The organism is Streptococcus sp. HMSC066F01 (assembly GCF_001837335.1).
Taxonomy (GTDB): Bacteria; Bacillota; Bacilli; order Lactobacillales; family Streptococcaceae; genus Streptococcus; species Streptococcus oralis_S.
In genome coordinates this window covers 200,603-224,467 of the sequence record NZ_KV832119.1, presented here as the reverse complement: position 1 = coordinate 224,467, position 23,865 = coordinate 200,603, and the positions used below count along the sequence as shown (strand labels likewise).

The 23,865-nt window shown below is 40.5% G+C and carries 21 protein-coding genes and 1 pseudogene; 8 read left to right on the top strand and 14 right to left on the bottom strand.

Going from position 1 to position 23,865, the window contains the following annotated elements:
- The 6 genes and pseudogenes from pulA to HMPREF2655_RS08290 form a co-directional block, all read right to left on the bottom strand.
- Positions 1-2,017, bottom strand: a 2,017-nt coding sequence (gene pulA, locus HMPREF2655_RS08315) for a type I pullulanase (RefSeq protein ID WP_070838551.1), incomplete at its 3' end; no start/stop codon positions are given.
- A gap of 151 nt (positions 2,018-2,168) precedes the next feature.
- Positions 2,169-4,127, bottom strand: a complete 1,959-nt coding sequence (gene ligA / locus HMPREF2655_RS08310) for an NAD-dependent DNA ligase LigA (RefSeq protein WP_070838549.1) — start codon at positions 4,125-4,127, stop codon at positions 2,169-2,171.
- A 90-nt stretch (positions 4,128-4,217) separates the two neighbouring features.
- Complete coding sequence (locus HMPREF2655_RS08305; RefSeq protein WP_070838547.1) at positions 4,218-5,396, bottom strand: MFS transporter; 1,179 nt, start codon at positions 5,394-5,396, stop codon at positions 4,218-4,220.
- 80 nt (positions 5,397-5,476) lie between these two features.
- Positions 5,477-6,340, bottom strand: a pseudogene (locus HMPREF2655_RS10290) (MutR family transcriptional regulator).
- A gap of 3 nt (positions 6,341-6,343) precedes the next feature.
- Positions 6,344-8,245 (bottom strand): ABC-F family ATP-binding cassette domain-containing protein, encoded by a 1,902-nt coding sequence (locus tag HMPREF2655_RS08295; protein ID WP_070838545.1) that lies wholly within the window; start codon positions 8,243-8,245, stop codon positions 6,344-6,346.
- A gap of 78 nt (positions 8,246-8,323) precedes the next feature.
- Entirely contained in the window at positions 8,324-9,478 is a 1,155-nt protein-coding gene (locus HMPREF2655_RS08290; protein WP_070838543.1) for a DUF4352 domain-containing protein, read from the bottom strand.
- Between the two features lie 410 nt (positions 9,479-9,888).
- Here HMPREF2655_RS08290 and HMPREF2655_RS08285 point away from each other — a divergent pair, with 410 nt between their 5' ends.
- Positions 9,889-11,607 carry a phospho-sugar mutase gene (locus HMPREF2655_RS08285; RefSeq protein WP_000222125.1) on the top strand — a complete coding sequence of 573 codons (1,719 nt, stop codon included), beginning with the start codon at positions 9,889-9,891 and terminating at the stop codon, positions 11,605-11,607.
- 111 nt (positions 11,608-11,718) lie between these two features.
- Positions 11,719-12,066 (top strand): thioredoxin, encoded by a 348-nt coding sequence (locus HMPREF2655_RS08280; RefSeq protein WP_000434658.1) that lies wholly within the window; start codon positions 11,719-11,721, stop codon positions 12,064-12,066.
- Between the two features lie 34 nt (positions 12,067-12,100).
- On the opposite strand, the gene HMPREF2655_RS08275 is transcribed toward HMPREF2655_RS08280, so the two are convergent.
- The 8 genes from HMPREF2655_RS08275 to HMPREF2655_RS08240 all read right to left on the bottom strand — a co-directional run bounded on the left by HMPREF2655_RS08275 (position 12,101) and on the right by HMPREF2655_RS08240 (position 19,664).
- Positions 12,101-12,910, bottom strand: a complete 810-nt coding sequence (locus HMPREF2655_RS08275; protein WP_070838541.1) for an MBL fold metallo-hydrolase — start codon at positions 12,908-12,910, stop codon at positions 12,101-12,103.
- 1 nt (position 12,911) lies between these two features.
- On the bottom strand, positions 12,912-14,261 hold the full coding sequence (gene vicK, locus HMPREF2655_RS08270; protein ID WP_070838539.1) for a cell wall metabolism sensor histidine kinase VicK: 1,350 nt from the start codon (positions 14,259-14,261) through the stop codon (positions 12,912-12,914).
- Positions 14,254-14,961, bottom strand: a complete 708-nt coding sequence (gene yycF, locus HMPREF2655_RS08265; RefSeq protein ID WP_000722058.1) for a response regulator YycF — start codon at positions 14,959-14,961, stop codon at positions 14,254-14,256. Before yycF ends, vicK begins: the two co-directional genes overlap by 8 nt.
- 57 nt (positions 14,962-15,018) lie before the next feature.
- Positions 15,019-16,197: an A/G-specific adenine glycosylase gene (gene mutY, locus HMPREF2655_RS08260; RefSeq protein WP_070800489.1), complete on the bottom strand. Its 1,179-nt coding sequence runs from the start codon at positions 16,195-16,197 to the stop codon at positions 15,019-15,021.
- A gap of 82 nt (positions 16,198-16,279) precedes the next feature.
- On the bottom strand, positions 16,280-17,254 hold the full coding sequence (gene pta, locus HMPREF2655_RS08255; RefSeq protein WP_049549926.1) for a phosphate acetyltransferase: 975 nt from the start codon (positions 17,252-17,254) through the stop codon (positions 16,280-16,282).
- Between the two features lie 43 nt (positions 17,255-17,297).
- Positions 17,298-18,194, bottom strand: coding sequence for an RluA family pseudouridine synthase (locus HMPREF2655_RS08250; protein ID WP_070838537.1), 897 nt, complete (start codon positions 18,192-18,194; stop codon positions 17,298-17,300).
- Entirely contained in the window at positions 18,191-19,009 is an 819-nt protein-coding gene (locus HMPREF2655_RS08245) for an NAD kinase (protein WP_070838535.1), read from the bottom strand. Before HMPREF2655_RS08245 ends, HMPREF2655_RS08250 begins: the two co-directional genes overlap by 4 nt.
- Entirely contained in the window at positions 18,993-19,664 is a 672-nt protein-coding gene (locus HMPREF2655_RS08240; RefSeq protein WP_000151555.1) for a GTP diphosphokinase, read from the bottom strand. Before HMPREF2655_RS08240 ends, HMPREF2655_RS08245 begins: the two co-directional genes overlap by 17 nt.
- Positions 19,665-19,792: 128 nt before the next feature.
- On the opposite strand from HMPREF2655_RS08240, the gene HMPREF2655_RS08235 reads away from it, so the two are divergent.
- From HMPREF2655_RS08235 to HMPREF2655_RS08210, 6 genes are all read left to right on the top strand, one after another.
- Entirely contained in the window at positions 19,793-20,362 is a 570-nt protein-coding gene (locus HMPREF2655_RS08235; protein ID WP_070838533.1) for a CYTH domain-containing protein, read from the top strand.
- Between the two features lie 111 nt (positions 20,363-20,473).
- Positions 20,474-21,433 carry a ribose-phosphate diphosphokinase gene (locus HMPREF2655_RS08230; protein WP_001283843.1) on the top strand — a complete coding sequence of 320 codons (960 nt, stop codon included), beginning with the start codon at positions 20,474-20,476 and terminating at the stop codon, positions 21,431-21,433.
- 9 nt (positions 21,434-21,442) lie between these two features.
- Positions 21,443-22,558 carry a cysteine desulfurase family protein gene (locus tag HMPREF2655_RS08225; RefSeq protein ID WP_070838531.1) on the top strand — a complete coding sequence of 372 codons (1,116 nt, stop codon included), beginning with the start codon at positions 21,443-21,445 and terminating at the stop codon, positions 22,556-22,558.
- A 4-nt stretch (positions 22,559-22,562) separates the two neighbouring features.
- Positions 22,563-22,910 carry a DUF1831 domain-containing protein gene (locus tag HMPREF2655_RS08220; RefSeq protein ID WP_045591263.1) on the top strand — a complete coding sequence of 116 codons (348 nt, stop codon included), beginning with the start codon at positions 22,563-22,565 and terminating at the stop codon, positions 22,908-22,910.
- A 6-nt stretch (positions 22,911-22,916) separates the two neighbouring features.
- Entirely contained in the window at positions 22,917-23,132 is a 216-nt protein-coding gene (locus HMPREF2655_RS08215) for a DUF4649 family protein (protein ID WP_000286091.1), read from the top strand.
- A gap of 82 nt (positions 23,133-23,214) precedes the next feature.
- A complete protein-coding gene (locus HMPREF2655_RS08210) occupies positions 23,215-23,856 on the top strand; it encodes a redox-sensing transcriptional repressor Rex (protein WP_000653409.1) in 642 nt (213 codons plus the stop codon).
- Positions 23,857-23,865: the final 9 nt, after the last annotated feature.

Sequence of the window (23,865 nt, the reverse complement as noted above, 5' to 3'; positions counted from 1 at the left end):
GACGAATAATCTGACGGATAAATTCAATGCTCTCTTGTCTCTCATTGATTAAATCCCAGTTGACCTGGTTGACACTATCTGGAGCATTATAACTATTCATGGCGCGTTCTCTATCTGCCGGAGTCAGCTCACCATTTTCTCCAGTAGCAAGGAGTTTGGTGCGGCCAAATTCTTGACCCAACTCTATAAAGGACATGCCTTGCATAAGAACGCTCATCGCTGTTGCTGTCTCAACCTGACGCATAATCTTATCTGAACTGTAATCTGGATGAAGGGTTACTAACAAATCATGCAAGTTGTAATTATCATGGGCTTCCACATAGTTAAGAACTTGGTTTGGACTAAGATATGAGCCCAACTCTCGGCTACCAAGAATAGCTTTGGCTACAATCGGTTCTGTAGCTGCACCACTAACAAATCCTGCCTTGATTGAACCATAAACTTCTCCTCCTTTGATGGCATCACGCTGATCATCATTGAAGAATCCAATATTTGGCATCTGGTAGGCATTGTCCTTCTTGGCCTTATCATAAGGCGCAAGACCGATCCCCATATCCCAACCTTCTCCATAGGTGATAATACGTGGATCAACTTCATCAAGTGCCCAACGAATTGCCTGCATGGTTTTGACATCGTGAATTCCCATCAAGTCAAAACGGAAACCGTCAATATTGTATTCTTTCACCCAATAAAGGAGTGAGTCAATCATGTACTTACGGTACATTTCGTGTTCGCTTGCGGTTTCATTTCCAACACCTGTTCCGTTTTGGAAGGTTCCATCTGGATTCATACGATAGTAATAATCAGGAACAGTTGTTTGGAAAGGTGCATCGACCGTTGAGAAGGTATGGTTATAAACGACATCCATAATGACACCGATTCCTGCATCGTGATATGCCTGAATCATGGTCTTGAGGTCTCGAATAACCTGTCCAGGATCATCTGGGTTACTAGAGAAACTTGGTTCTGGGGCATTGTAGTTTTGAGGATCATAACCCCAGTTATAGGTTACATTTCCGTCCTCGTCGTATTCCTTATGGCGATCAAAGATTGGTTGGAGCTGAACATAATTACAGCCGAGTTCTTTGATATAGTCAAAGGCGGTTGCTTGGTCGAATTGGTTGGTCGTTCCTGTCTGGGCAGCACCAAGGAAGGTCCCTCGAAGATTTTCTGGAACTCCAGATGTTGGCGATTTTGTAAAATCACGAATGTGCATCTCACAGATAACCGCTTTACATGGGTTTTCCAAACGCCAAGGAGCGTCTGTCCCATGCTTGACTTTAAATCCTTCTACCTGTCTATCTTGCTGAGAGATAATGACGGAACGTTTCCCGTCAGGGCTTGTAGCAATAGTGTAAGGATCTCGTGTCAAAGTCTGATGGTGTGGAAACTCAATCTGATACTGATAAGCTTTACCTGCAAGATTTTCGTCTAAATCTACACTCCAAACACCAATGGTATTGTACTTATGACTGTATGAATAGCTATTCCCACGCTCAAGATTAAAGGTTTTCCAAATCGGCGCGTCGTTACTTGTATTTTCATAAACGACCACTTGGACTGCTGTAGCGGTTGGAGCCCAGAGTTTAAAGCTTGTCTGGTAGTCAGAGATACTATACCCCAACTCTCCTTGGTATCCCCAATGGTGATCAAAACTTTCACTGTGAAAGGCTTTATCAAAAGCAAACGGGTTTCGATCTTTATAGCAAGAACTTGCAATGGCTGGATTTTCAGAATAATAAACCGTCTCATCACCATCCAAAATCCAAACCTCAGTCAACAGTGGATAATAGTTAAACCGTAGGAGATAATCTTTTGTCTTTCCATCTATTTCGACAGAAAAGGTCAGAGTATCGAGCCTTTCTGCACTTGTAACTGTAAAGGAGAATTTTGCTCCAAAATAGTCATTTTCATAATACAAATTTTCTTTAACATCTGCCTGTTTTCTACTGAATGAACAAGCATCATAATCCCCATTTTTTCGGTGAAAATGGATGACTACTGGGTATCTATACATTTCTTTTCCTAATTCCTAATTTCAATTTTTTTATGTAGTGCTGAAGAATTTAGCGGGAATTTCAGCACAATAGAGAATAGCATTAATAGATATAAAAACACATCAGGAGAGATAGTTTCAGACTATCTAACATCTAGTTTTCAACTATTCTTTACAAACTTTCTAGCCAAGCTTCATCTCGAACTTCGATACCAAGTTCTTGTGCTTTTTGGAGCTTGCTTCCTGCATCTGCTCCTGCTACGACAAGATTCGTTTTCTTAGATACACTGCCTGTAACTTTAGCACCAAGGATTTCGAGTTTATTTTTGGCTTCAGAACGTGTGAGACGTTCCAATTTTCCTGTTAATACAACTGTCAAACCTGACAAGGCTGCATCTGCTACTACTGTCTGCCCTTTGTAGTCCAGATTAACTCCAGTTTCTTTCAACTCGCATAAGAGAATCTTCGAGCCTTCTGTTGCAAAATAAGTCTGAAGACTTTGAGCAATCACACTACCCAAGCTCTCGATACTTGCTACTTCCTCTGGATCAGCTTGGGCTAGATTTTCAATAGAGTGGAAATGTTGGAGCAAGAGCTGACTAGCCTTGCTTCCGACATGGCGAATTCCCAGACCAAACAAGAGCTTTTCAGCAGAGTTTTCCTTGGATGCTTGAATGGCCTGATATAGTTTAGAAGCAGACTTTTCCTTGACGCCCTCTAAAAGAAGGAAATCGTCTTCTTTCAAATGGTAAATATCTGCCACATCCTTAACCAGATTAGCAGCAAAAAGCTTTTCAACAATAGATGGACCAAGCCCTGTAATATTCATGGCGTCTCGAGAAGCAAAGTGAATCAAACCTTCCATGATTTGGGCAGGACATCGTGGATTGATACAACGAAGAGCCACTTCATCTTCAAAATGAAGCAACTGACTGTCACAGCTCGGACAGTTAGTCGGAATATCTAGTTTTTCTTCAGAAACACGTTTAGACTCTACCACACGCAGAACAGCAGGGATGATATCTCCAGCCTTATAAACGATAACCGTATCATCTTTGCGGATATCCTTTTCAGCGATATAATCTACATTGTGCAGTGTTGCACGGCTAACAGTTGTCCCAGCAAGCTGAACAGGTGTTAGATTGGCAGTCGGGGTCACAACACCCGTACGACCTACTGTCCAGTCAACTGAAAGGAGTTGAGCTTCTTTTTCTTCAGCAGGAAATTTATAGGCGATTGCCCACTTGGGTGCTTTAACGGTAAAGCCAAGCTCTTCTTGACCTGCTAGGTCATTAACCTTGATGACCACCCCATCGATATCGTAGGGCAGTTTCTCTCGTTCTTGTCCTACTTCTTGGATAAAATCCCATATTTCATCTATACTTTCAGCCAGAATTCGCTTCGGATTAACTACAAAACCAAGCTGTTCAAGATGCTTCAAGACCTTTTCTTGGCTATCACGAGTAGAAGGGCTGGCTTCTTGATAGAGGAAAGTCGCAAGGTTACGCTTGGCAACTACTGCTGTATCCAACTGACGCAAGGTGCCTGCTGCCGCGTTACGAGGATTGGCAAATTCAGGCTCCCCATTTTCTTGGCGAGCTTGGTTGACCTGGTCAAATGAAGCGCGTGGCATGTAACACTCTCCACGAACAGTGATATCAAGTTCTTCTGGCAAGGTCAAAGGAATGTCCTTGACACGCTTGAGATTCTCTGTGATATTTTCACCAACAGAACCATCCCCACGTGTCGCACCGACTACCAAAATTCCCTTTTCATACGTAAGCGAGATAGACAAACCATCGATTTTCAGCTCACAGATATAGATTGGATGGGGTAATTCCTTTCGAACACGCGCATCAAAAGCTTCTAACTCTTCACGTGAAAAAGCATCCTGCAAACTATAAAGAGGATACTGATGACTGTATTTTTCAAAACCATCTAAAACCTTACCACCAACACGATGGGTCGGACTGTCCGCTAAAACTTGATCTGGATAGGCGACTTCCAATTCGACCAACTCTCGGTAGAGGCGATCATACTCGCTATCTGAAACCGAGGGATTGTCACTCGTATAGTACTCGGTCGCATAGCGGTTAAGTAAGGCAACTAACTCATTCATTCTTTCATTCATAATCCCATTTTACCACAAAGCAAGCCCTCCTCACAATAGAGAAGGACTGAAAAATGGTTTGTAGTGTAATATTTTCTAAAAAAAGAGAAATTATAACTCTTTTTCAAAATGACTTCGCACATAAACGAGGGATAAACAAGACAGGATGATAACACCGCTTCCAATTATCAGAAAAGAAGAGAGATGGACACTTGGCAGCACTGTCATAAAGCCTTTTGCAATCGGCATAAATAGGATGGCTAAGGTAAAAATGGTGCTTAGGACTCTTCCCAAGTATTCCCCCTCAACCTTGGTTTGAACCTGAGTAAAAAAGTGAATATTAAATATCGTCATAAACAGTTCACAAACTAAATTTCCAGAAAAGGAAAGAAAAGTTGGCAGTGGTAACCCCATCATAAAAACTCCAACTCCAGTCAAGGCCAATAGAATCAAAAGATTATAAACACCTGCCTTGATTTTGCTAGCTAGAAGAGCTCCGATAATCGAACCAATAGCGCCCATAGTCAAAATAGTTGCATAAGCTCCTCCTATCCCGTATAGTCGATTTGAAAAAGGGAGGAGAAATTCAAAAGCTGCAAAAAAGAAATTAACGCTGGAAGCGACTAACAAAAGGAAAAAAATTTCTTGCTGGCGCCAAATATAGCGAATCCCTTCTTTCATATCAGCAAAAATATTTTTCCAGCTGAGAGTCCTTTTCACTTGCTCCTTAGCCTCTTTTTTGGGGAGGAAAGCTACTAAGATAAATGCGATGAAAAAACTAATGGCATCTAAAACAAGCGTCATATGGAGACTGGCAAATTGTAAAACGATGAAAGAAAGTACAGGGGAGCTAACGCCTACAACCTGCAAAACGAGCTCTAAGCGAGCATTATAGGTCACAATCTCTTCTTTTTCTACAACTTCAGTTATAATGGCTTTGTTAGCTGTACGAGAAAATGCAAAGGCAACCGCCTGAACAATATTTGCGAGGATCAGAGCAGCAATCATCAAGCTATCATTTCTGATGAAAGAAATAGCTAAGCAAAGAACGCCACAAATCAAGTCCGTCGTCATCAAAATTTTGCGACGCGAAAAGCGGTCTGAAATCACTCCGCCAAAGGGATTGACCAGAATCGATGTGACGAGTTCAGAAATTTGATAAATCCCAAGAACAGTCTGTCCTATCGTCCCCATTGATGCTAACCAAACACTATTTCCATAATCATAGAGCATATTCCCTATCTTATTAATAGCACCACGACTAATCAACTGGATTGCATGTCGATTCATATAAAAAGCTCCTCTCAAATTTTGAAACTATTGTATCAAAACTGAAAGGAGTCTCTTTATTTTTCCCTTATTTGGGAAATTTAAGCATTTACAAATTTTTCATAATGTTCCTGATAGTAAGCCACTTGCTCTGGAAGTCCAAGCACATCAAAAATATGCATAGCCTCCTGCATCTGACTACAACCCTCTTCTTTCAAGTCTCTCTGGTAGAGGGCGAAACCTTTGAGATAATTGAAGATATTGCGCTAATAAAGCTTGATACCATTTCCAATCAACTTCTCCACATAGCCCTCAAAATAGTCCGCATCCGCAAAGGAACGGTTTTCCAAACAATGCTGGTAACAGTTAAGAGCTAGAATCAAAACGAGTTTACGATGCCGACCAATTTCCTTGTAGTAGTCTTCCCTCTCCATCACTTCTCTGCCAATCCGAGCTACATAGTCCACATTGTAGAAAGTATAGAGATTTCCGAAAAGAATCAACTCATACATGGTCCATTCTTCTGTTTGAAAAAGATAATCTGCTACCTTTTCCAAATCACTCTGCCTCATCCTGTAATGAGCATCTCTTTGACAAATCAGACCTTATAGCAGAATCCAATTCAGCTCAAAATAGAGGGGATTGGTCGAACTCTTAGCCTTTTCAAGTTGTTCTCTTTGAAGCTTTTGAAAACCTGCAATATTATTTGAGTAGTAAAGCGGAATAATCTGTGCCATCAAGGCAACATGTTCATGATTTTGAAAATCTCTAGCCTTGTCCATGAAATTTTCAATAGTCACATGAATATTGTCCAAAATCTCAAAGAAACGAGAAACTGCTAGATCAGACTCCCCAAGCTCGAAGCGAGATAATTGAGAGGTTGAACATGATTCTCCTGCCGCCTCTTTCAAGGAGTACTTCCCACTTGTTCGAAATTCACGAAATACCTTTCCAAGATGTTCCATTTCTTATACCTGCTCCGATAATTCTTCCCACTCAAGCATAGCTTCTTCCTGACGATGGCTGATTTTATCCAGTTCAGCCTGCAAATCCATGAGCTTTTCAGCATCGTTGGTTTCTAGCATTTGTTCAGAAATGGCTTGACTTTGAGTTTCTAACTCTTCGATTTCAGCTTCTAGATTTTCGATTTGTCGCATGAGTTTGCGAACTTCTTTTTGACTTTCTTTCTGAGCTTGGTAGTCATTAGCTGGACTTGCTTCTTTTGCTTGATTACTCATTGAAGCTTCCTCTGTATGGCTGACTTCTATTTCAGCCTTTTTATCAACATAGTAGTCATAATCTCCAAGGTAGAGGGTTGAACCACTCTCAGACAATTCCAGTACATGAGTGGCTACACGATTGATAAAGTAACGGTCGTGGCTCACAAAAAGAAGGGTTCCATCAAAGTCAATCAAGGCATTTTCCAAGACTTCCTTGCTATCAATATCCAAGTGGTTGGTCGGCTCGTCCAAAATCAAGAAATTGTTGTTTTCCATTGAAAGTTTGGCAAGCAACAGACGAGCTCGTTCACCACCAGACAGCATTCCGACTGACTTTTTAACATCATCACCAGAGAAGAGGAAGGCACCAAGGCGGTTGCGGATCTCAACTTCTGGTGTCAGTTTAAAATCATTCCAAAGTTCATCCAGAACAGTATTACTTGGTGTTAGCTTACTTTGAGTCTGATCATAGTATCCAACCTCAACATTGGCACCAAAACGCTTCTCTCCCTTGATAAAAGGAATCTGGTCCACAATAGACTTGATAAAGGTTGATTTGCCAATACCATTTGGTCCTACGATGGCAACAGCATTCATCTTACGGAGGTCAAGGTTGATAGGCTCTGACAATATTTCCCCATCATAGCCAATGGCCGCATTTTCAACGGTTAAAACGATATTACCTGATGTTTTTTCAGACTGGAAGGTTATATTGGCTGATTTCTTACTAGTTTCAGGTTTGTCCAAACGCTCCATTTTTTCTAGTTGTTTACGGCGAGATTGAGCACGTTTAGTCGTTGAAGCTCGGACTAGATTGCGATTGACAAAGTCTTCTAGAGCCGCGATTTCCTTCTGTTGCTTTTCATAGTTTTTTGCCTCTGTAGCTAGCTTTTGCTCCTTTAACTCAACAAAGCGAGAGTAATTGCCTACATAACGATCTAAGGAATGCTTGGTCAAATCCAGTGTAACAGTCGCAACCTTGTCCAAAAAGTAACGGTCGTGGCTGACAATAATGAGGGCACCGCTATAGTTCACTAAGTAATTCTCTAGCCAGGCTATGGTTTCAATATCCAAGTGGTTGGTTGGTTCGTCCAAGACCAAGAGATTGGGCTTTTCAAGGAGCATTTTAGCCAGTGCCAGACGAGTATTTTGGCCACCAGAAAGCTCGTCAATTTTCATCTGCCACATAGACTCGTCAAACTTGAATCCATTTAAGATAGCACGGATATCAGCTTCGTAGGTAAAGCCACCAGCCTGACGGAAGTTCTCTGATAAACGATCATAATCCGCCATCAGTTTATCCAGATCTTCACCAGACTTTTCACCCATCTCCAGTTCCATCTGACGAAGTTGCTTCTCAGTCCGACGCAAGTCATCAAAGACGTGAAGCATTTCATCATAAATGGTATTTTCAGACTCAAAACGGCTATCTTGGGCTAGGTAAGACAGAGAAACATCTTTTTTCTTATTGATTTCTCCACTGGTCGGCTCCTCTTCCCCAACCAAAATCTTCAAAAGAGTGGACTTACCTGCCCCATTTTTCCCAACGAGGGCAATCCGGTCTCGTTCATCAACTTGCAGGTTGATATTATCAAAAAGAACCTCTCCTGCAAAAGAACGTTCAATTTTATTAGCTTGTAAAATAATCATACATCTATTTTACTATCTTTTTCTCTTTTGCACAATTGCAATGAAAAAAGTTCGAGTCATAAACTCGAACCTTTCATCTTAGTATCCAATGCCTCCACGGAATGTGCGAGCCATATCTTTCAATTCATAGTTTTTAGAAGAGGTATCGATGGTCCATTTTCCATCTTTCTTGGTCATTTTAATTTCATAACCCTCTTTCTTCATGTTATCACTAGTGTCTAGAGGAGTTGAATCAAATTGACTCGGTGCATTTTCTAAAATGTATTTTTCACCAGCTTTCATAGCTTCAGAGTAGTTGCTATATTTACCTTTGTTTTCTTCGTAGAATTTACGGCTCAATTCATAAACATTCAAGTTATCCAAGTCGATTGTTTCTGGTCTAACATAAACAACAGCATAATCAGGCAAGTATGTCTTCACCTTGTAATCAACTTTTGCTCTCTTAGCATTTGCTTTGATGTAGGCATCTGCGAATGTTCTAAGTTCTGAATCAGATGGTTTGTAGTTATAGAAACCTTTTCCGAATGACTCTGTAAATTTCTTGATAAACTCTTCTTTATCAGCTTTCGCATCGTTTGTGAATTCAGCACTATTATCAGAAGATTTTTTATCATCAGCAAGTGCTACAACTTGCGACTTTTTGTCAGTAGCACTTAGGTTCGTTCCACCACCAGAGCTTTCCCCATTAAGGTAAACAGCATCGACATATTTTTTCATTACATCTTTCGCTTCATCAATATTGTCTTCATACTGACTTGGATCCACCTTGATTGCTACATCGTTATTCTTTTTAGAATTTTCTTTGATGTCATCGTAAAAGCTAGGTGCAAAGTGAAGTTCATACTTAGCATTCTTATCGACTTCATACACTACATAACCAGCAACGCTCTTTCCTTTAGAAAGACTGTCACCATATGACATAAATTTAGTTTTACTGTCGCTTTCATAAACTTGAATTGGTTGTAATTTTTCATCCTTTTCATTGTATAGCGTGATATCTTGGCTAGTAAAACTAAACTGTTTATCACGATTGTTCTTGATTTCGACTTGAAGTGCAAGGTATGTTGATGATGAATCCTCATCTTTAGGCAATACATACATACCGTCTTTTACAGAAACCTCAAAATTAGAGTTTGAAGCTGTACCATTGTCGCTTACTTTTTTTTGAGCTCCACAGGCAACCAGTGCTAAAGCTGATAAAAGCAAGGCAGAATGCTTAAGAATTTTTTTCATAATGGATTCTCCTTTAATGATTTACTATATTTTACCATACGCAGAATAAAAATCAAAACAGAAACCAGATATTTTCAAAATATCTTAAATTTATAGAGTTTTAACTTAAATTTTTCTATATGTTCATTTGATACATTAAAGGATTCTTTATAAAAAGAATAGAATATAACAATATTTTTGATTTTTTTCTTCAACAAACCTACAAAATGAATCATAAACTTTCATGTTATAAAGAATCTAATAATTAATTTTCATCGCTAACTTAGTATAAGTAAGCAAAGTCCCCACCATTTTCCCGCTAAAGTGCATAAGTAAATTTCCTACATTTTAAGTTATGCTAACGTTTTACTAAAATGTCAAATCGTGATATAATGAAAGCGATTAAAGCAAATAAACAAAGGAGACACTCTATGACTTACCAAGAAAATTATCAAAAATGGCTCGATTTTGCTGATCTTCCAGACTACCTTCGTCAAGATTTGGAAAATATGGACGAAAAAACTAAGGAAGACGCCTTTTATACCAATCTTGAATTTGGTACTGCTGGTATGCGTGGTTTGATCGGTGCTGGTACAAATCGTATCAATATCTATGTTGTTCGTCAAGCAACTGAAGGTTTGGCTCGTTTGATTGAGTCAAAAGGTGGAAATGAAAAAGAACGTGGTGTAGCAATTGCCTACGATAGCCGTCACTTCTCACCTGAGTTTGCCTTTGAATCTGCGGCAGTTCTTGCCAAACACGGTATCAAATCTTACGTATTTGAAAGCCTCCGTCCCACTCCAGAACTCTCATTTGCAGTTCGTCACCTCAACTGTTTTGCAGGTATCATGATTACTGCCAGCCATAACCCTGCTCCATTTAACGGTTACAAGGTTTATGGAGAAGACGGTGGACAAATGCCTCCACACGATGCGGACGCTTTAACTACTTATATTCGTGGAATCGAAAATCCATTTGCTGTGGAAGTTGCTGATGTGGAAGCTGAAAAAGCTTCTGGCTTGATTGAAGTCATTGGCGAAGCTGTTGATGCAGAATACCTTAAAGAAGTTAAGGACGTAAACATCAACCCAGCCTTGATTGAAGAATTCGGTAAAGACATGAAGATTGTCTACACACCACTTCATGGTACGGGTGAAATGTTGGCTCGTCGTGCTCTTGCTCAAGCTGGATTTGACTCAGTTCAAGTCGTTGAAGCACAAGCAACTGCAGATCCTGACTTCTCAACTGTGAAATCTCCAAACCCAGAAAGCCAAGCTGCCTTTGCCCTTGCTGAAGAACTTGGTCGTCAAGTTGGCGCTGATGTTCTTGTGGCAACTGACCCTGATGCTGACCGTGTTGGTGTTGAAGTCCTTCAAAAAGATGGAAGCTATCTCAACCTTTCAGGTAACCAAATCGGCGCTATCATGGCTAAATACATCTTGGAAGCACACAAAAATGCTGGAACTCTTCCTGAAAATGCTGCTCTCTGCAAATCAATTGTATCAACTGACTTGGTAACGAAGATTGCTGAAAGCTACGGCGCAACCATGTTCAACGTTTTGACAGGTTTCAAATTTATCGCTGAAAAAATTCAAGAATTTGAAGAAAAACACAATCACACTTACATGATGGGATTTGAAGAAAGCTTCGGTTACTTAATCAAACCATTCGTACGTGATAAAGACGCCATCCAAGCCGTTCTTGTCGTTGCTGAACTTGCTGCCTACTATCGTTCACGTGGTTTGACACTTGCTGACGGTATCGAAGAAATCTACAAAGAGTACGGCTACTACGCTGAAAAGACTATCTCTGTTACCCTTTCTGGTGTTGATGGTGCAGAACAAATCAAAGCCATTATGGCTAAGTTCCGTAACAATGCTCCAAAAGAATGGAACGCAACAGCTATCACTGTCGTAGAAGACTTCAAGGCTCAAACTGCTACTGCTGCTGACGGTACTGTTACAAACTTGACAACTCCTCCAAGTGATGTTTTGAAATATACACTTGCTGACGGTTCATGGATTGCTGTTCGCCCTTCTGGTACTGAACCAAAAATCAAATTCTACATTGCCGTTGTGGGTGAAAGCAATGAAGATTCACAAGCTAAGATTGCCAACATTGAAGCAGAAATCAATGCGTTTGTAAAATAAAAAATTATAAAAGATGAGACCAACCAATCTCATCTTTTTTTCGTATCAAATCTAAGCATTTTTAGAAACTTTATGGCATACTAGACTTATCAATGAAAGCGAGGTAATCTCATGGAACAATTTTTAGAAAACATTAAAGACCTTGAAGTCACTACAGTTGCGCGTGCACAAGAAGCTCTTGATAAAAAAGAAACTGCAACCTTCTTTATCGGTCGCAAAACTTGCCCTTACTGCCGTAAATTCGCAGGTACCTTGTCAGCTGTCGTAGCTGAAACTAAAGCTCACATCTACTTCATCAACAGTGAAGAACCAAGCCAACTCAATGAGTTACAAGAATTCCGTTCACGCTATGGAATCCCAACTGTACCAGGCTTCGTTCACATTGCAGATGGACAAATCAATGTCCGTTGCGACTCTTCCATGTCCGCACAAGAAATCAAGGACTTTGCTGGATTGTAAAAATATATAAAAAAGAAGGCACTCGCCTTCTTTTTTATATATCTGTCAATGGTGTTGCAGTATCTGGTGAGGTATCGTAAACCTTAAAGTCTACTCCGACTCCCAGATCAGCTTGCGCTAGCTGGTTGACCATAGTCATATGAGCCAGCTCCTTGATATTGTTCTCTTTGGACAAGTGACCAAGATAGATTTTCTTTGTTCGATTTCCCATTGCACGAATCATGGCCTCAGCACCGTCTTCGTTAGAAAGGTGACCGAGATCCGATAGAATTCGCTGTTTGAGACGCCAAGCGTAAGATCCTGCTCGCAAAATCTCCACATCGTGGTTGGACTCGATGAGGTAACCATCCGCATTTTCGACTATTCCAGCCATACGGTCACTAACATAACCTGTATCGGTCAGCATGACGAAGCTCTTGTCGTCTTTCATAAATCGGTAAAACTGTGGTGCTGCCGCATCATGGCTAACCCCAAAACTCTCAATGTCGATATCGCCAAAGGTTTTGGTTTTGCCCATTTCAAAGATATGCTTCTGCGAAGAGTCCACCTTACCAAGATACTTACTATTTTCCATAGCCTGCCAAGTCTTTTCATTGGCGTAAAGATCCATACCGTATTTACGAGCCAAGACACCGACTCCGTGGATATGGTCTGAATGCTCATGCGTAATCAGAATCGCATCCAGATCTTCAGGTTTGCGATTGATTTCAGCTAGCAGGCTAGTAATTTTTTTACCAGACAAGCCCGCATCTATTAGGATTTTCTTTTTTGGGGTTTCCAGATAAAAGGAATTTCCACTGGAACCTGACGCTAAGATACTGTATTTAAAGCCCTTTTCACTCATTCTAATCTTCTATTTCGTCCTCCCATATTTCTTCTTTTACGGCATCCTTATCATAAGGGAGCACTATGGTAAAGGTTGAACCCTTACCGTATTCACTTTTGGCCCAAATAAAACCATTGTGTTGTTTAATGATTTCTTTTGCGATGGCCAGACCTAGACCAGTTCCACCTTGAGCCCGGCTTCTTGCACGATCCACACGGTAGAAGCGGTCAAAGATCTTCGGCAAATCTTGCTTTGGAATACCTAGACCTTGGTCTTTGATGGATAAAATCATCTGGTCATCAGTGGTCTTCATGCTAACAGTAATTTTGCCGCCATCTGGTGAATACTTGATGGCATTGTTAAGAATATTATCAATCACCTGAGTCATCTTATCGGTATCAATCTCAATCCAAACTGAATTAATTGGATAATCTCTGACAATCTCATATTTTTTCTCCTCATCCTGACTTCTCATCTTGTCAAAACGGTTAAGAATAAAGGTGATGAAGGCCGTAAAGTTAATCAACTCCACATCTAACTGAGTTGTCGCATTATCAATACGAGAGAGATGCAAGAGATCTGTCACCATCCGCATCATACGGTTGGTTTCATCGAGTGAAACCTTGATAAAATCAGGAGCAACAGGATCATACAAGGCTCCCTCGTCCAAGGCTTCAAGATAAGATTTAACACTGGTTAAAGGAGTTCTCAACTCATGACTCACGTTTGAAACGAAGAGTCTTCGCTCGCGTTCTTCCTTCTCCTGCTCGGTCGTATCATGTAAAACAGCAACCAAACCAGAGATGAATCCAGACTCACGGCGAACCAGAGCGAAACGTACACGAATACTCAGGTATTCACCATTCACATCTTGGGAATCAATCATCAACTCAGGAATCTGTGTAATCAGGTCACGCAGTTCATAATCATCCTCTATCTTAAGCAATTCTAAAATGCTTTTGTTAAGGACATCTTCTTTCTGCACACCTAATTGTTTCTTAGCCATGTCATTAATCATGGTAATTTGACCACGGCGATTGGTCGCAAGCACTCCATCTGTCATGTAAGAAAGAATACTATGCAGTCTTTTACTCTCTTGTTCCAGATTTTCTTGGGTCAAACGAATAACTTCTGACAAATCATTGAGGTTATTGCTAATATTGGTGATTTCTGTACTGCCTTGTAAGTCCAAAACTTGAGAATAATCACCTGCAATCAAGTCCTTAACCTTTTGATTTATCTCTTTGAGACGGATATTATCTCGACGATTTTCCAGTAACAGCAAGGTCACCACCAAGATAAAGCCAAGTAAAATCAAGATAAAGATAAAATCACTGGTCAGAATAGTTTGTCTAATATCTTCAATCATTATTTCTCATATAGTAGCCAACACCACGACGGGTGAGGATATACTCTGGACGGCTTGGAGTATCTTCAATTTTTTCACGCAAACGTCTAATGGTCACATCCACTGTACGAACATCACCAAAATAGTCATAACCCCATACAGTCTCAAGCAAGTGTTCACGCGTAATCACTTGACCAATATGAGACGCCAAGTGATACAAGAGTTCAAACTCACGGTGGGTCAAATCTAATTCCTCACCATATTTCTTCGCCACGTAAGCATCTGGAACGATTTCCAAATCACCAATTTGTAAAGGTTGCGTCTTCTTCTCATCAGACTCTTGGCTATCCACAGAAACTAGGTCTGTACGACGAAGCAGGGCCTTGACACGAGCCTGCAATTCACGGTTTGAGAAAGGTTTTGTAACATAATCGTCTGCACCTAACTCTAAACCAATAACCTTGTCAAACTCGCTATCCTTAGCTGATAGCATGATAATCGGCACGCTACTAGTCTTACGAATAGCTTTAGCAACTTCTAAACCATCAATTTCAGGTAGCATTAAGTCGAGGATAATAATATCTGGTTGCTCAGCTTCAAATAGCTCGATTGCCTCACGACCATTGAAGGCTGTTACAACTTCATAACCTTCCTTGGCCATATTAAACTTAATAATATCTGAGATTGGTTTCTCATCATCTACAATTAATATTTTTTTCATAAGATCACCTTTTTCTTTTTCTATTATAACAAAAAAATGGAAAGAAGACACAAATGGCTAATCCCAGTCCCCATCTCCAAGAACTGTTTTATAAGCCTGCCAAATCTTTTGTTGAGGTTTAGCGAGGGGGTAGTCAGCAAACTCTTTAGGGGATAGCCAGCGAATTTCTCTGTCGGAGAACTGTTTTAATCCTGTCACCTGACCTGATAGGATTTGAATATGCCATTTACGATGACTAAAGACATGCTTGACTTGTTCAAAAACTTGATGGGACCAATCAACCTCCAAATCATAATCCTGCTCAAAACTTTCTTGGGGGCTTGGTCCAAATGCACTGCTTACCTCTTTGACTTGAGAAAAAAGATCTAACTGATCATCTTCTCTAGAAAATTCTTCGACTTCAATCAAGGGGAAATGCCAAAATCCAGCTAGCAGTTTTTCGCTTTCATTTTTCTCTAGTAAATATTGACCTCTATCATTGCGCACAACCAAAGCCTTGAGATAAATTGGAAGAGGTTTTTTCTTAGGTTCTTTAATCGGATATCGATCCATGGTTCCCTTCTGATAGGCTGCGCTAAAGTCTCTAATAGGGCTTTCTTCAGGTCGAGGATTAACTGGAGCCTCTATGTCAGAACCTAAATCCATCAGAGCTTGGTTAAAATCACCTGGTCGTTTCGGGTCAATCAAGATTTCCATCATAGCTTGGAAAATCTTTCGATTGCTGGGAACTCCGATATCATGATTAACCTCAAACAAGCGTGCCAAAACTCGCATGACATTGCCATCGACCGCTGGCTCAGGCAAATTAAAAGCGATACTGGAAATAGCTCCCGCAGTGTAAGGGCCAATCCCTTTCAGGCAAGATATTCCTTCATAGGTATTTGGAAATTGCCCCCCAAAGTCAGTCATAATCTGCTGAGCTGCAGCCTGCATATTGCGCACTCGAGAATAATAACCCAAACCTTCCCAAGCCTTCAGCAGACGCTCTTCAGGGGCATTCGCCAGACTTTCAACAGTTGGAAACCAGTCCAAGAATCGTTCATAGTAGGGAATAACCGTATCTACCCTAGTCTGCTGCAGCATGATTTCAGAAACCCAGATGTGATAAGGATTTTTACTTCTTCGCCAGGGTAAATCCCGTTTGTTTTCATCGTACCAGTTGAGGAGTTTCTCACGGAAAGAGGAAATCTTCTCCTCTGGCCACATGTCAACACCGTATTCTTTCAAATCTAACATATATCTAGTATAACATAGAAGCTTCTAACTGTCCTTTTCTTAGCGCTAAAAAGCCTCTTCCTAAAGGAAAGAGGCCTATTTCTTATTGATGAACCGCTTGAGCTGCAGTAATTAGTGTAAGATTATATACATCATCTGAGCTACATCCACGTGAAAGGTCATTAACTGGCTTATTCAAACCTTGTAAAACAGGACCTACAGCCGAGAAACCACCGAGACGTTCTGCAATCTTGTAACCGATATTTCCAGCTTCTATACTTGGGAAGATGAATACAGTTGCTTGTCCAGCTACTTTACTTCCTGGAGCTTTCAAAGCTGCCGTTTCAGGGTGGAAGGCCGCATCAAATTGCAATTCCCCATCTATTTCAAGATCTGGACGTAGTTCGTGCGCAAGTTGTGTAGCTGCTACTACCTTATCAACGTTCTCACCAAAACCAGAACCTTTACTTGAATAGCTCAACATAGCAATTTTGGGTTCGATACCAAACATTTTAGCTGTAATAGCCGAGTTGATAGCAATTTCAGCTAAGTCATCAGCATCAGGATTAATGTTGATCGCACAGTCTCCGAAAAGATAACGTTCTGAACCACGAGTCATCAAGAAGGCACCTGAAGTACGAGTAACATTAGGACGAGTTTTAATGATTTGAAGGGCTGGACGAACTGTTGAAGCAGTTGAGTGAATCGCACCAGATACCATACCGTCAACCAAGCCCAAGTAGACTAGCATCACACCAAAGTAGTTGACGTCTTCAACCAAAACTTTACGCGCTTCTTCTTCAGTCATTTTGCCCTTACGACGCTCTACTAAGGCAGCAACCATTTCATCAAATTGAGGATAGTGTTGGGGATCAATTACTTCATAACCATCCATGATCCCTTCGATTTCAAGATAAATTTTAATTTTTTCAGGTTTACCAAGCAATACTGGGATGACATCTGTTTCTTTAACCAAACGTTTTGTCGCTTGAAGGATACGAGGTTCTTTCCCTTCAGGGAGAACGATGCGTACATTTTTACCAACCAGGTTGGCTTTGAGACTTTCAAAAACTTCCATGAGTTTTCTCCTTTAATAAAATTAATTATACTCAAAATAGATTTTAAAGAGTATTAGTTGATAACTGAGTAATAAGATTGTTAAAATCATCTGGCAAGGGGCTTTCGAGCTCTAGCTGACGCTCCAAGAAGGGATGATAAAATGATAAGAAATGGCAATGCAAGGCCTGTCGTTGAATGCCGTCGTCTAGGCTGCCACCATAGAGATCATCTCCCAACAAGGGGAAACCAATATGAGAGAAATGTACTCGGATCTGATGAGTTCGTCCAGTATGCAGTTGAATATCGACCAAGTGAACATCTCCATAAGACGCTACAACTTTGTAAGAGGTATGGGCATATTTTCCACCCTTTGCAACCCTTCTCGTGATAATGGAGTCCACATCACGAGCAATCGGGGCGATAATCTCCCCTTCTGGTTCCAAATCCCCATTGCCCTTAACCAAGGCAAAGTAACGTTTTTCGATAGACTTTCGTTGCAGTTGCTTGTCTAAACGTGCATGAGCGTAGCCGTGCTTGGCAAAAAGCATCAAACCAGAAGTATCTCTATCAAGCCTAGTCACGATGTGAACTTGCTGATTTTCATATTCCTGTTTAACATAGTAGCCCTTGATAAAATTGGCAATGGTATTGGAATGATTGACACTGGGGATGGATGCTACTCCATAAGGCTTATTCAAAACCAGAAAATGGTCATCCTCATACAAGATATCGAGTGGTCGATCAATAGCTTCAAGGCTCTCAAATCCTTCCTCTGCTGGAATGTCAATAGTTACCTTGTCTCCAATATCTAAGAGATAAGTCGCATTTTGTGGTTTGCCATTGACCCGTATAGCTCCGCCTCGAAACTTAATCTTAGCCAAAAGTCCCTTGGAAACCTCATGTTTCTTGAGGAAAGTTTTGACTTTGACGTGGTCATCTGCGATAAATTCGAACCTCATTCATCCACCTCGCCGATGAAGGCATCTTTAACACGATTCCAGAAGCTAGTGTGGCTTGGAGTCGCTACGAAGTGAATCTTGTGATGGTCGATTTGATACTCAATCCGTTCGATATTACGGAAGGAATAGACGCTGTTATCGACTGATATCGTGTGGTAATCATTGCGTGTTGGCAGAAGTTCAATTTTATCTTTTTTGGGAATAATGATCGATGATCCCAGAGTACGATAGACTCGGTTGTTAAGACTTGCTATTTCCGTCAACTGCAAGGCTTCAATGGTCGGATGCAAGACAGCTCCACCCAAGGACTTGTTGTAGGCGGTACTTCCCGTCGGCGTTGAAACAGTCACACCATCTCCACGAAAGCGCTCGAATGGAACGTGGTTAATGATGATATCTGCAACCATGGTGCGGTCTGACCGACGGATGCTCGCTTCATTTAGAGCACGGAAGGTTTTTACATCACCGTTTTCAAGAGTCACTTTGACATTTAGGACTGGATAAGAAACCTTGGCTCCAGAATCCAGTTGGAGATTGGCAACCAACTGGTCCAACTCAAAATCACGATAATCTGTGTAAAATCCCAAATGCCCTGTATGAACACCTACAAATCGAACCTTGTCTAACTGATTCTCATACTTGTGAAAGGCAGACAAAAGCATCCCGTCGCCACCAATAGAAATAACGATGTCGGGATTGGTATCGTTCAGTATAAAATGTTGTTTCTTGAGTTTTTCCCTCAGCTCATGCAAGACCTTCTGACTTTGTGGCTTTCTATTTGCTATGAGGTCAACTCGTTTACCTGTATTCTTCATCTGTATCGTCACTATTTCCTACACCATCGTTTAGTTTTCTGCTCAATGGATCAAAGAGAGCCTGCGCTTCCTGGATATCATCACGAATCTTACCCATTTCTTCATCCAGTTGATAGGCTATTTTGGCCGTGATTTCCAGTCTTTTCCTGATTTCTTCTGGAAAATCGCCCTGATATTTATAATTGAGCGAGTGTTCAATCGTAGCCCAGAAATTCATGGCTAAAGTCCGTATTTGAATTTCCGCCAAAATCGTCTTCGCTCCGTTGATCGTATCAACCGTGTACTCGACAACCACGTGATAAGAACGATAGCCCGAAGCCTTACGATGAGTGATATAGTCTCGTTCCTGAACGACTCTCATATCTTGACGTTTACGTAGAATCTCAACTACTTCTTTAACGTCATCAACAAACTGAACCATGACACGTAAACCAGCAATGTCTTGCAGATCATGTTCTAGACTTGCATAGGTAATTCCTCGACGAGCCATCTTTTCTTTGATACTTTCAATCGGTTTTACCCGACCCGTTACAAACTCAATCGGAGAATGCTTGTTTTGCTTACGATACTGTTTGCGAATTCCTCGAAGTTTAATCTTCAATTCACCAACAGCCTGAATGTAAGGATCTAAAAATTCTTCCCATTCTATGGTCATACTTTCTCCCTTGTAATGTTTGATTGCTCCGTCGAAAATCTTTGATTTTTTCAGTACATTCGTATACAATAAATACATTGTCCATTATACCATAAATCGCTTTCAAAGATATAGAAAAGGTTGAAAAAATGAAACATTTAGAAATAGAATTGAAAACACTTCTGAAAAAAGAGGAATATGATCATCTAAAAAAACAGTTTTCCCATATCCAACCCGTCTTTCAGAAAAACTACTACATTGACACACCAGATTTCCAATTGCGTGAAAAGAGGGTTGCCATGCGCATTCGCACCTTTTCAGATTGGGCAGAATTGACCTTAAAAGTACCTCAAACTGTAGGAAATATGGAATACAACCAGAAACTAACTCTTCCAGAAGCTGAATCGTACCTACAAAAACAAAAACTACCTCCAGGGATCGTTCTAGAGAAACTCGCTAAGATTGGCATCGAAAGCCATGACTGGCTTGTTCTAGGCTGCCTTTCAACTCTGCGTTATGAAATGAAAACTGAGATTGGCTTAATGGCCTTAGATGAAAGTCACTACTTTTCCCAGGCGGACTATGAACTAGAGCTTGAAGTCACTGACCATGAAAAAGGGAAAGCAGATTTTCAGAGATTTTTAGATGAAAATCAGATAACCTATCAGAAAGCTCCATCAAAATTAATTCGTTTTATTAAAAGCATGAAAAAAAGCTGAAATAATCTCCTTTTTTTGGTAAAATAGAAAAGATAAAAATAAAAGAATCTGGCTTTGAAAAACAAAACTTTCTCAGAGAAGATTCGCAAAGTTTACAGAGGACGGTCTATAATGTCAGATAGAAACAACATGAAACTTTTCACCCTAAACTCTAACCATGAAATCGCTCAAAAGATTGCGGATACAGTTGGTGTACCTCTCGGGAAGTTATCCTCTCGACAATTTTCTGACGGCGAAATCCAGGTCAACATTGAAGAAAGTGTCCGTGGTTACGATGTCTACATCATCCAGTCAACCAGCTACCCTGTTAGCAACCACTTGATGGAGTTGTTGATCATGGTTGATGCTTGTGTACGTGCAAGTGCTCATAGTATCAACGTTGTCCTTCCTTACTTTGGTTATGCGCGTCAGGATCGTATCGCTTCTTCTCGTGAACCCCTCACTGCGAAACTGGTTGCCAATATGCTTGTCAAAGCTGGTGTAAGCCGTGTTCTAACGCTGGACCTCCACGCTGTTCAAGTCCAAGGTTTCTTTGATATTCCTGTAGATAATCTTTATACTGTTCCTCTATTTGCTAAGCACTACTGTGATAAAGGACTTCTTGGCTCTGATGTTGTTGTTGTTAGTCCAAAGAACTCTGGTGTTAAACGTGCTCGTAGTTTGGCTGAATACCTTGATGCTCCTATCGCTATCATTGACTACGCCCAAGACGATTCTGATCGTAACGAAGGCTATATCATTGGGGATGTTGAAGGCAAGAAAGCTATCTTGATTGACGACATCCTAAATACTGGTCGTACTTTCTCTGAAGCAGCAAAAATCGTTGAACGCGAAGGGGCAACTGAAATCTATGCGGTATCTAGTCACGGTTTATTTGTTGAAGGTGCAGCAGACCTTCTAGACGCAACTAACATTAAAGAAATCCTTGTAACGGACTCTGTAGCAACCAAAGAAAGAACTCCAGAAAATGTATGTTACATTACTGCTAGCGAATTAATTGGTGATGCTATCGTCCGCATTCACGAAAGAAAACCAGTCAGCCCACTCTTTGCTTACAACAAAAAGAAATAAGGTGATTATTTGATTTATTTGGACAATGCTGCTACGACTCCTATGTCAGCAGTAGCTATTTCTGAAATGACCAAGGTCATGCAAGAAACTCATGGTAATCCTTCTAGTATTCATGGCCATGGTCGGCAGGCTGGCAAACTCTTGCGAGAGGCTCGTCAAGACTTAGCTCACTTACTAGGAACCAAACCTCAACATATCTTTTTTACGTCTGGTGGTACAGAAAGTAACAATACAGCCATTATTGGCTATTGTCTCCGTCATCAAAATCGTGGAAAACATATCATCACGACAGCTATTGAACACCATTCTGTGCTTGAAACTATCGATTATCTGGTTCAACATTTTGGTTTTGAAGCGACCATCATCCAACCAGTAAATCAAGAAATAACTGCTCAGCAAATTCAAGAAGCCTTACGTGACGATACCATTCTCGTTTCCACCATGTATACTAATAATGAAACAGGAAGTCTCTTACCTATCGCTGAGATTGGACGTATTTTAAAAGATCATCCTTCTGCATATCATGTAGATGCTGTTCAAGCTATTGGGAAAATTCCTATCCATCCAGAGGAGTTAGGAATTGATTTCCTCAGTGCTTCTGCCCACAAATTCCATGGGCCAAAAGGAGTTGGCTTTCTTTATGCCTCTTCCGCGGACTTTGATTCCTACCTTCACGGTGGAGACCAAGAACTAAAGAAACGGGCTGGAACAGAAAATCTCGCTGCTATTGTAGGTATGGTCGTTGCTCTCAAAGAGGATTTAAATGACCAAGTTGAGCATTACCAAAAACTAAGCGCACTCAAAGCTACTTTTTTAGAAGAAATTGCTGATTTAGACTACTATCTCAATGAAAGCAACCACCAACTACCTTATGTTGTCAACATTGGCTTTCCTGGTCAAAAAAATGATTTGCTCTTACTACGGTTAGATCTTGAAGGAATTTCAATTTCTACCGGTTCGGCTTGTACTGCTGGTATTGTGCAAACCAGTCATGTGCTTGAAGCTTTTTATGGGCCCGATTCGCCTCGTTTGAAAGAATCTGTCCGTATCAGTCTCTCTCCTCTTAATACCGAAGAAGAACTGAAACAACTCGCACAAACCTTAAAAAATATTATTGGAGATTAATCTAATGGCATTCGAAAAAACCATTAAACTACAAAACTGCCGCTACGACTATACACTTAGCCCAACTGTCAAAAAGTTCACACTGAAAGATAATACTTTCTTTGAAACAAAAGTTGGAAACTTCGAACTGACTCGTTTGCTTGAGAAAGTGCCTAACAGCGGTGAAGGCTTCAACCTAAAAATCATCATCAATAAAGACCTTACAGGTGCTAAACTCAATATCACTGACAAGTCTGGTCTTCGTTTGGTCAATATCTTTAAATCAGAAGACCACCACATTCATCAAGAAAAATTCTACTTCCTCATGGACAGCCTTGTAGAACGCGGTATCTTCACTAAAGAAAAAAGATAATTGACTATGTATCGACTTACCTATCAAGATAACTATCACGTAGAACGTATACTTGAATATAAGGATTACGAAGAGCTCATGTTATCTCTATCTGGCTGTGTGACCCTACCTGATACTCTCCTAATCAGCTCCTTAACGCTGAATGATAAGGTGATTTATCAAGGATTGGTTGGCGATCTCTACCGTTTTCTATCACAAGCTCATTTTTCAGATAAAAACTAAGAAATTTCTTAGTTTTTTCTTGTTTTTGTTGATTTTTTCACAATGTTTCTATAAAATAGAAGAATAGAAAGGTTGTGATTTTGTGAAAGATAAACAGTCTGCTATTCCAAAAGCAACAGCAAAAAGACTCTCTCTTTACTACCGAATTTTCAAGCGATTTCATGCAGAAAAAATCGAACGTGCCAACTCCAAGCAAATTGCAGAGGCTATCGGTATCGATTCTGCGACCGTTCGTCGGGATTTTTCCTATTTTGGTGAACTAGGTCGTCGAGGTTTTGGTTACGATGTCAAAAAATTGATGAATTTTTTTGCTGACCTCCTAAATGATAACTCCATTACAAATGTTATGTTGGTTGGGATTGGAAATATGGGCCATGCCCTTCTCCACTACCGCTTCCATGAGCGTAACAAGATGAAAATTATCATGGCCTTTGACCTAGATGACCATCCAGAAGTTGGAAGCCAGACGCCTGATGGGATTCCAATCTATGGTATCTCTCAGATTAAAGAAAAAATCAAAGAAGCAGATGTCAAAACTGCTATCCTAACAGTTCCAAGTGTTAAATCACAAGAAGTTGCCAATCTTTTGGTTGATGCTGGTATAAAAGGTATTCTCAGCTTTTCCCCTGTTCACCTTCACCTCCCAAAAGATGTTGTCGTTCAGTATGTTGATTTGACAAGCGAACTCCAAACCCTCCTCTATTTTATGCGTAAAGAGGATTAGAAAGCGAAA

Coding starts and splice junctions, on each gene's coding strand:
- ligA (WP_070838549.1), bottom strand. CDS start 4,127: ATGAATGAAAGAATGAATGAGTTAGTTGCCTTACTTAACCGCTATGCG.
- mutY (WP_070800489.1), bottom strand. CDS start 16,197: ATGTTAGATTTGAAAGAATACGGTGTTGACATGTGGCCAGAGGAGAAG.
- HMPREF2655_RS08215 (WP_000286091.1), top strand. CDS start 22,917: ATGTATCGACTTACCTATCAAGATAACTATCACGTAGAACGTATACTT.
- HMPREF2655_RS08240 (WP_000151555.1), bottom strand. CDS start 19,664: ATGACCATAGAATGGGAAGAATTTTTAGATCCTTACATTCAGGCTGTT.
- pta (WP_049549926.1), bottom strand. CDS start 17,254: ATGGAAGTTTTTGAAAGTCTCAAAGCCAACCTGGTTGGTAAAAATGTA.
- HMPREF2655_RS08305 (WP_070838547.1), bottom strand. CDS start 5,396: ATGAATCGACATGCAATCCAGTTGATTAGTCGTGGTGCTATTAATAAG.
- vicK (WP_070838539.1), bottom strand. CDS start 14,261: ATGATTGAAGATATTAGACAAACTATTCTGACCAGTGATTTTATCTTT.
- HMPREF2655_RS08220 (WP_045591263.1), top strand. CDS start 22,563: ATGGCATTCGAAAAAACCATTAAACTACAAAACTGCCGCTACGACTAT.
- HMPREF2655_RS08285 (WP_000222125.1), top strand. CDS start 9,889: ATGACTTACCAAGAAAATTATCAAAAATGGCTCGATTTTGCTGATCTT.
- HMPREF2655_RS08250 (WP_070838537.1), bottom strand. CDS start 18,194: ATGAGGTTCGAATTTATCGCAGATGACCACGTCAAAGTCAAAACTTTC.
- HMPREF2655_RS08275 (WP_070838541.1), bottom strand. CDS start 12,910: ATGAGTGAAAAGGGCTTTAAATACAGTATCTTAGCGTCAGGTTCCAGT.
- HMPREF2655_RS08235 (WP_070838533.1), top strand. CDS start 19,793: ATGAAACATTTAGAAATAGAATTGAAAACACTTCTGAAAAAAGAGGAA.
- yycF (WP_000722058.1), bottom strand. CDS start 14,961: ATGAAAAAAATATTAATTGTAGATGATGAGAAACCAATCTCAGATATT.
- HMPREF2655_RS08280 (WP_000434658.1), top strand. CDS start 11,719: ATGGAACAATTTTTAGAAAACATTAAAGACCTTGAAGTCACTACAGTT.
- HMPREF2655_RS08245 (WP_070838535.1), bottom strand. CDS start 19,009: ATGAAGAATACAGGTAAACGAGTTGACCTCATAGCAAATAGAAAGCCA.
- HMPREF2655_RS08230 (WP_001283843.1), top strand. CDS start 20,474: ATGTCAGATAGAAACAACATGAAACTTTTCACCCTAAACTCTAACCAT.
- HMPREF2655_RS08295 (WP_070838545.1), bottom strand. CDS start 8,245: ATGATTATTTTACAAGCTAATAAAATTGAACGTTCTTTTGCAGGAGAG.
- HMPREF2655_RS08290 (WP_070838543.1), bottom strand. CDS start 9,478: ATGAAAAAAATTCTTAAGCATTCTGCCTTGCTTTTATCAGCTTTAGCA.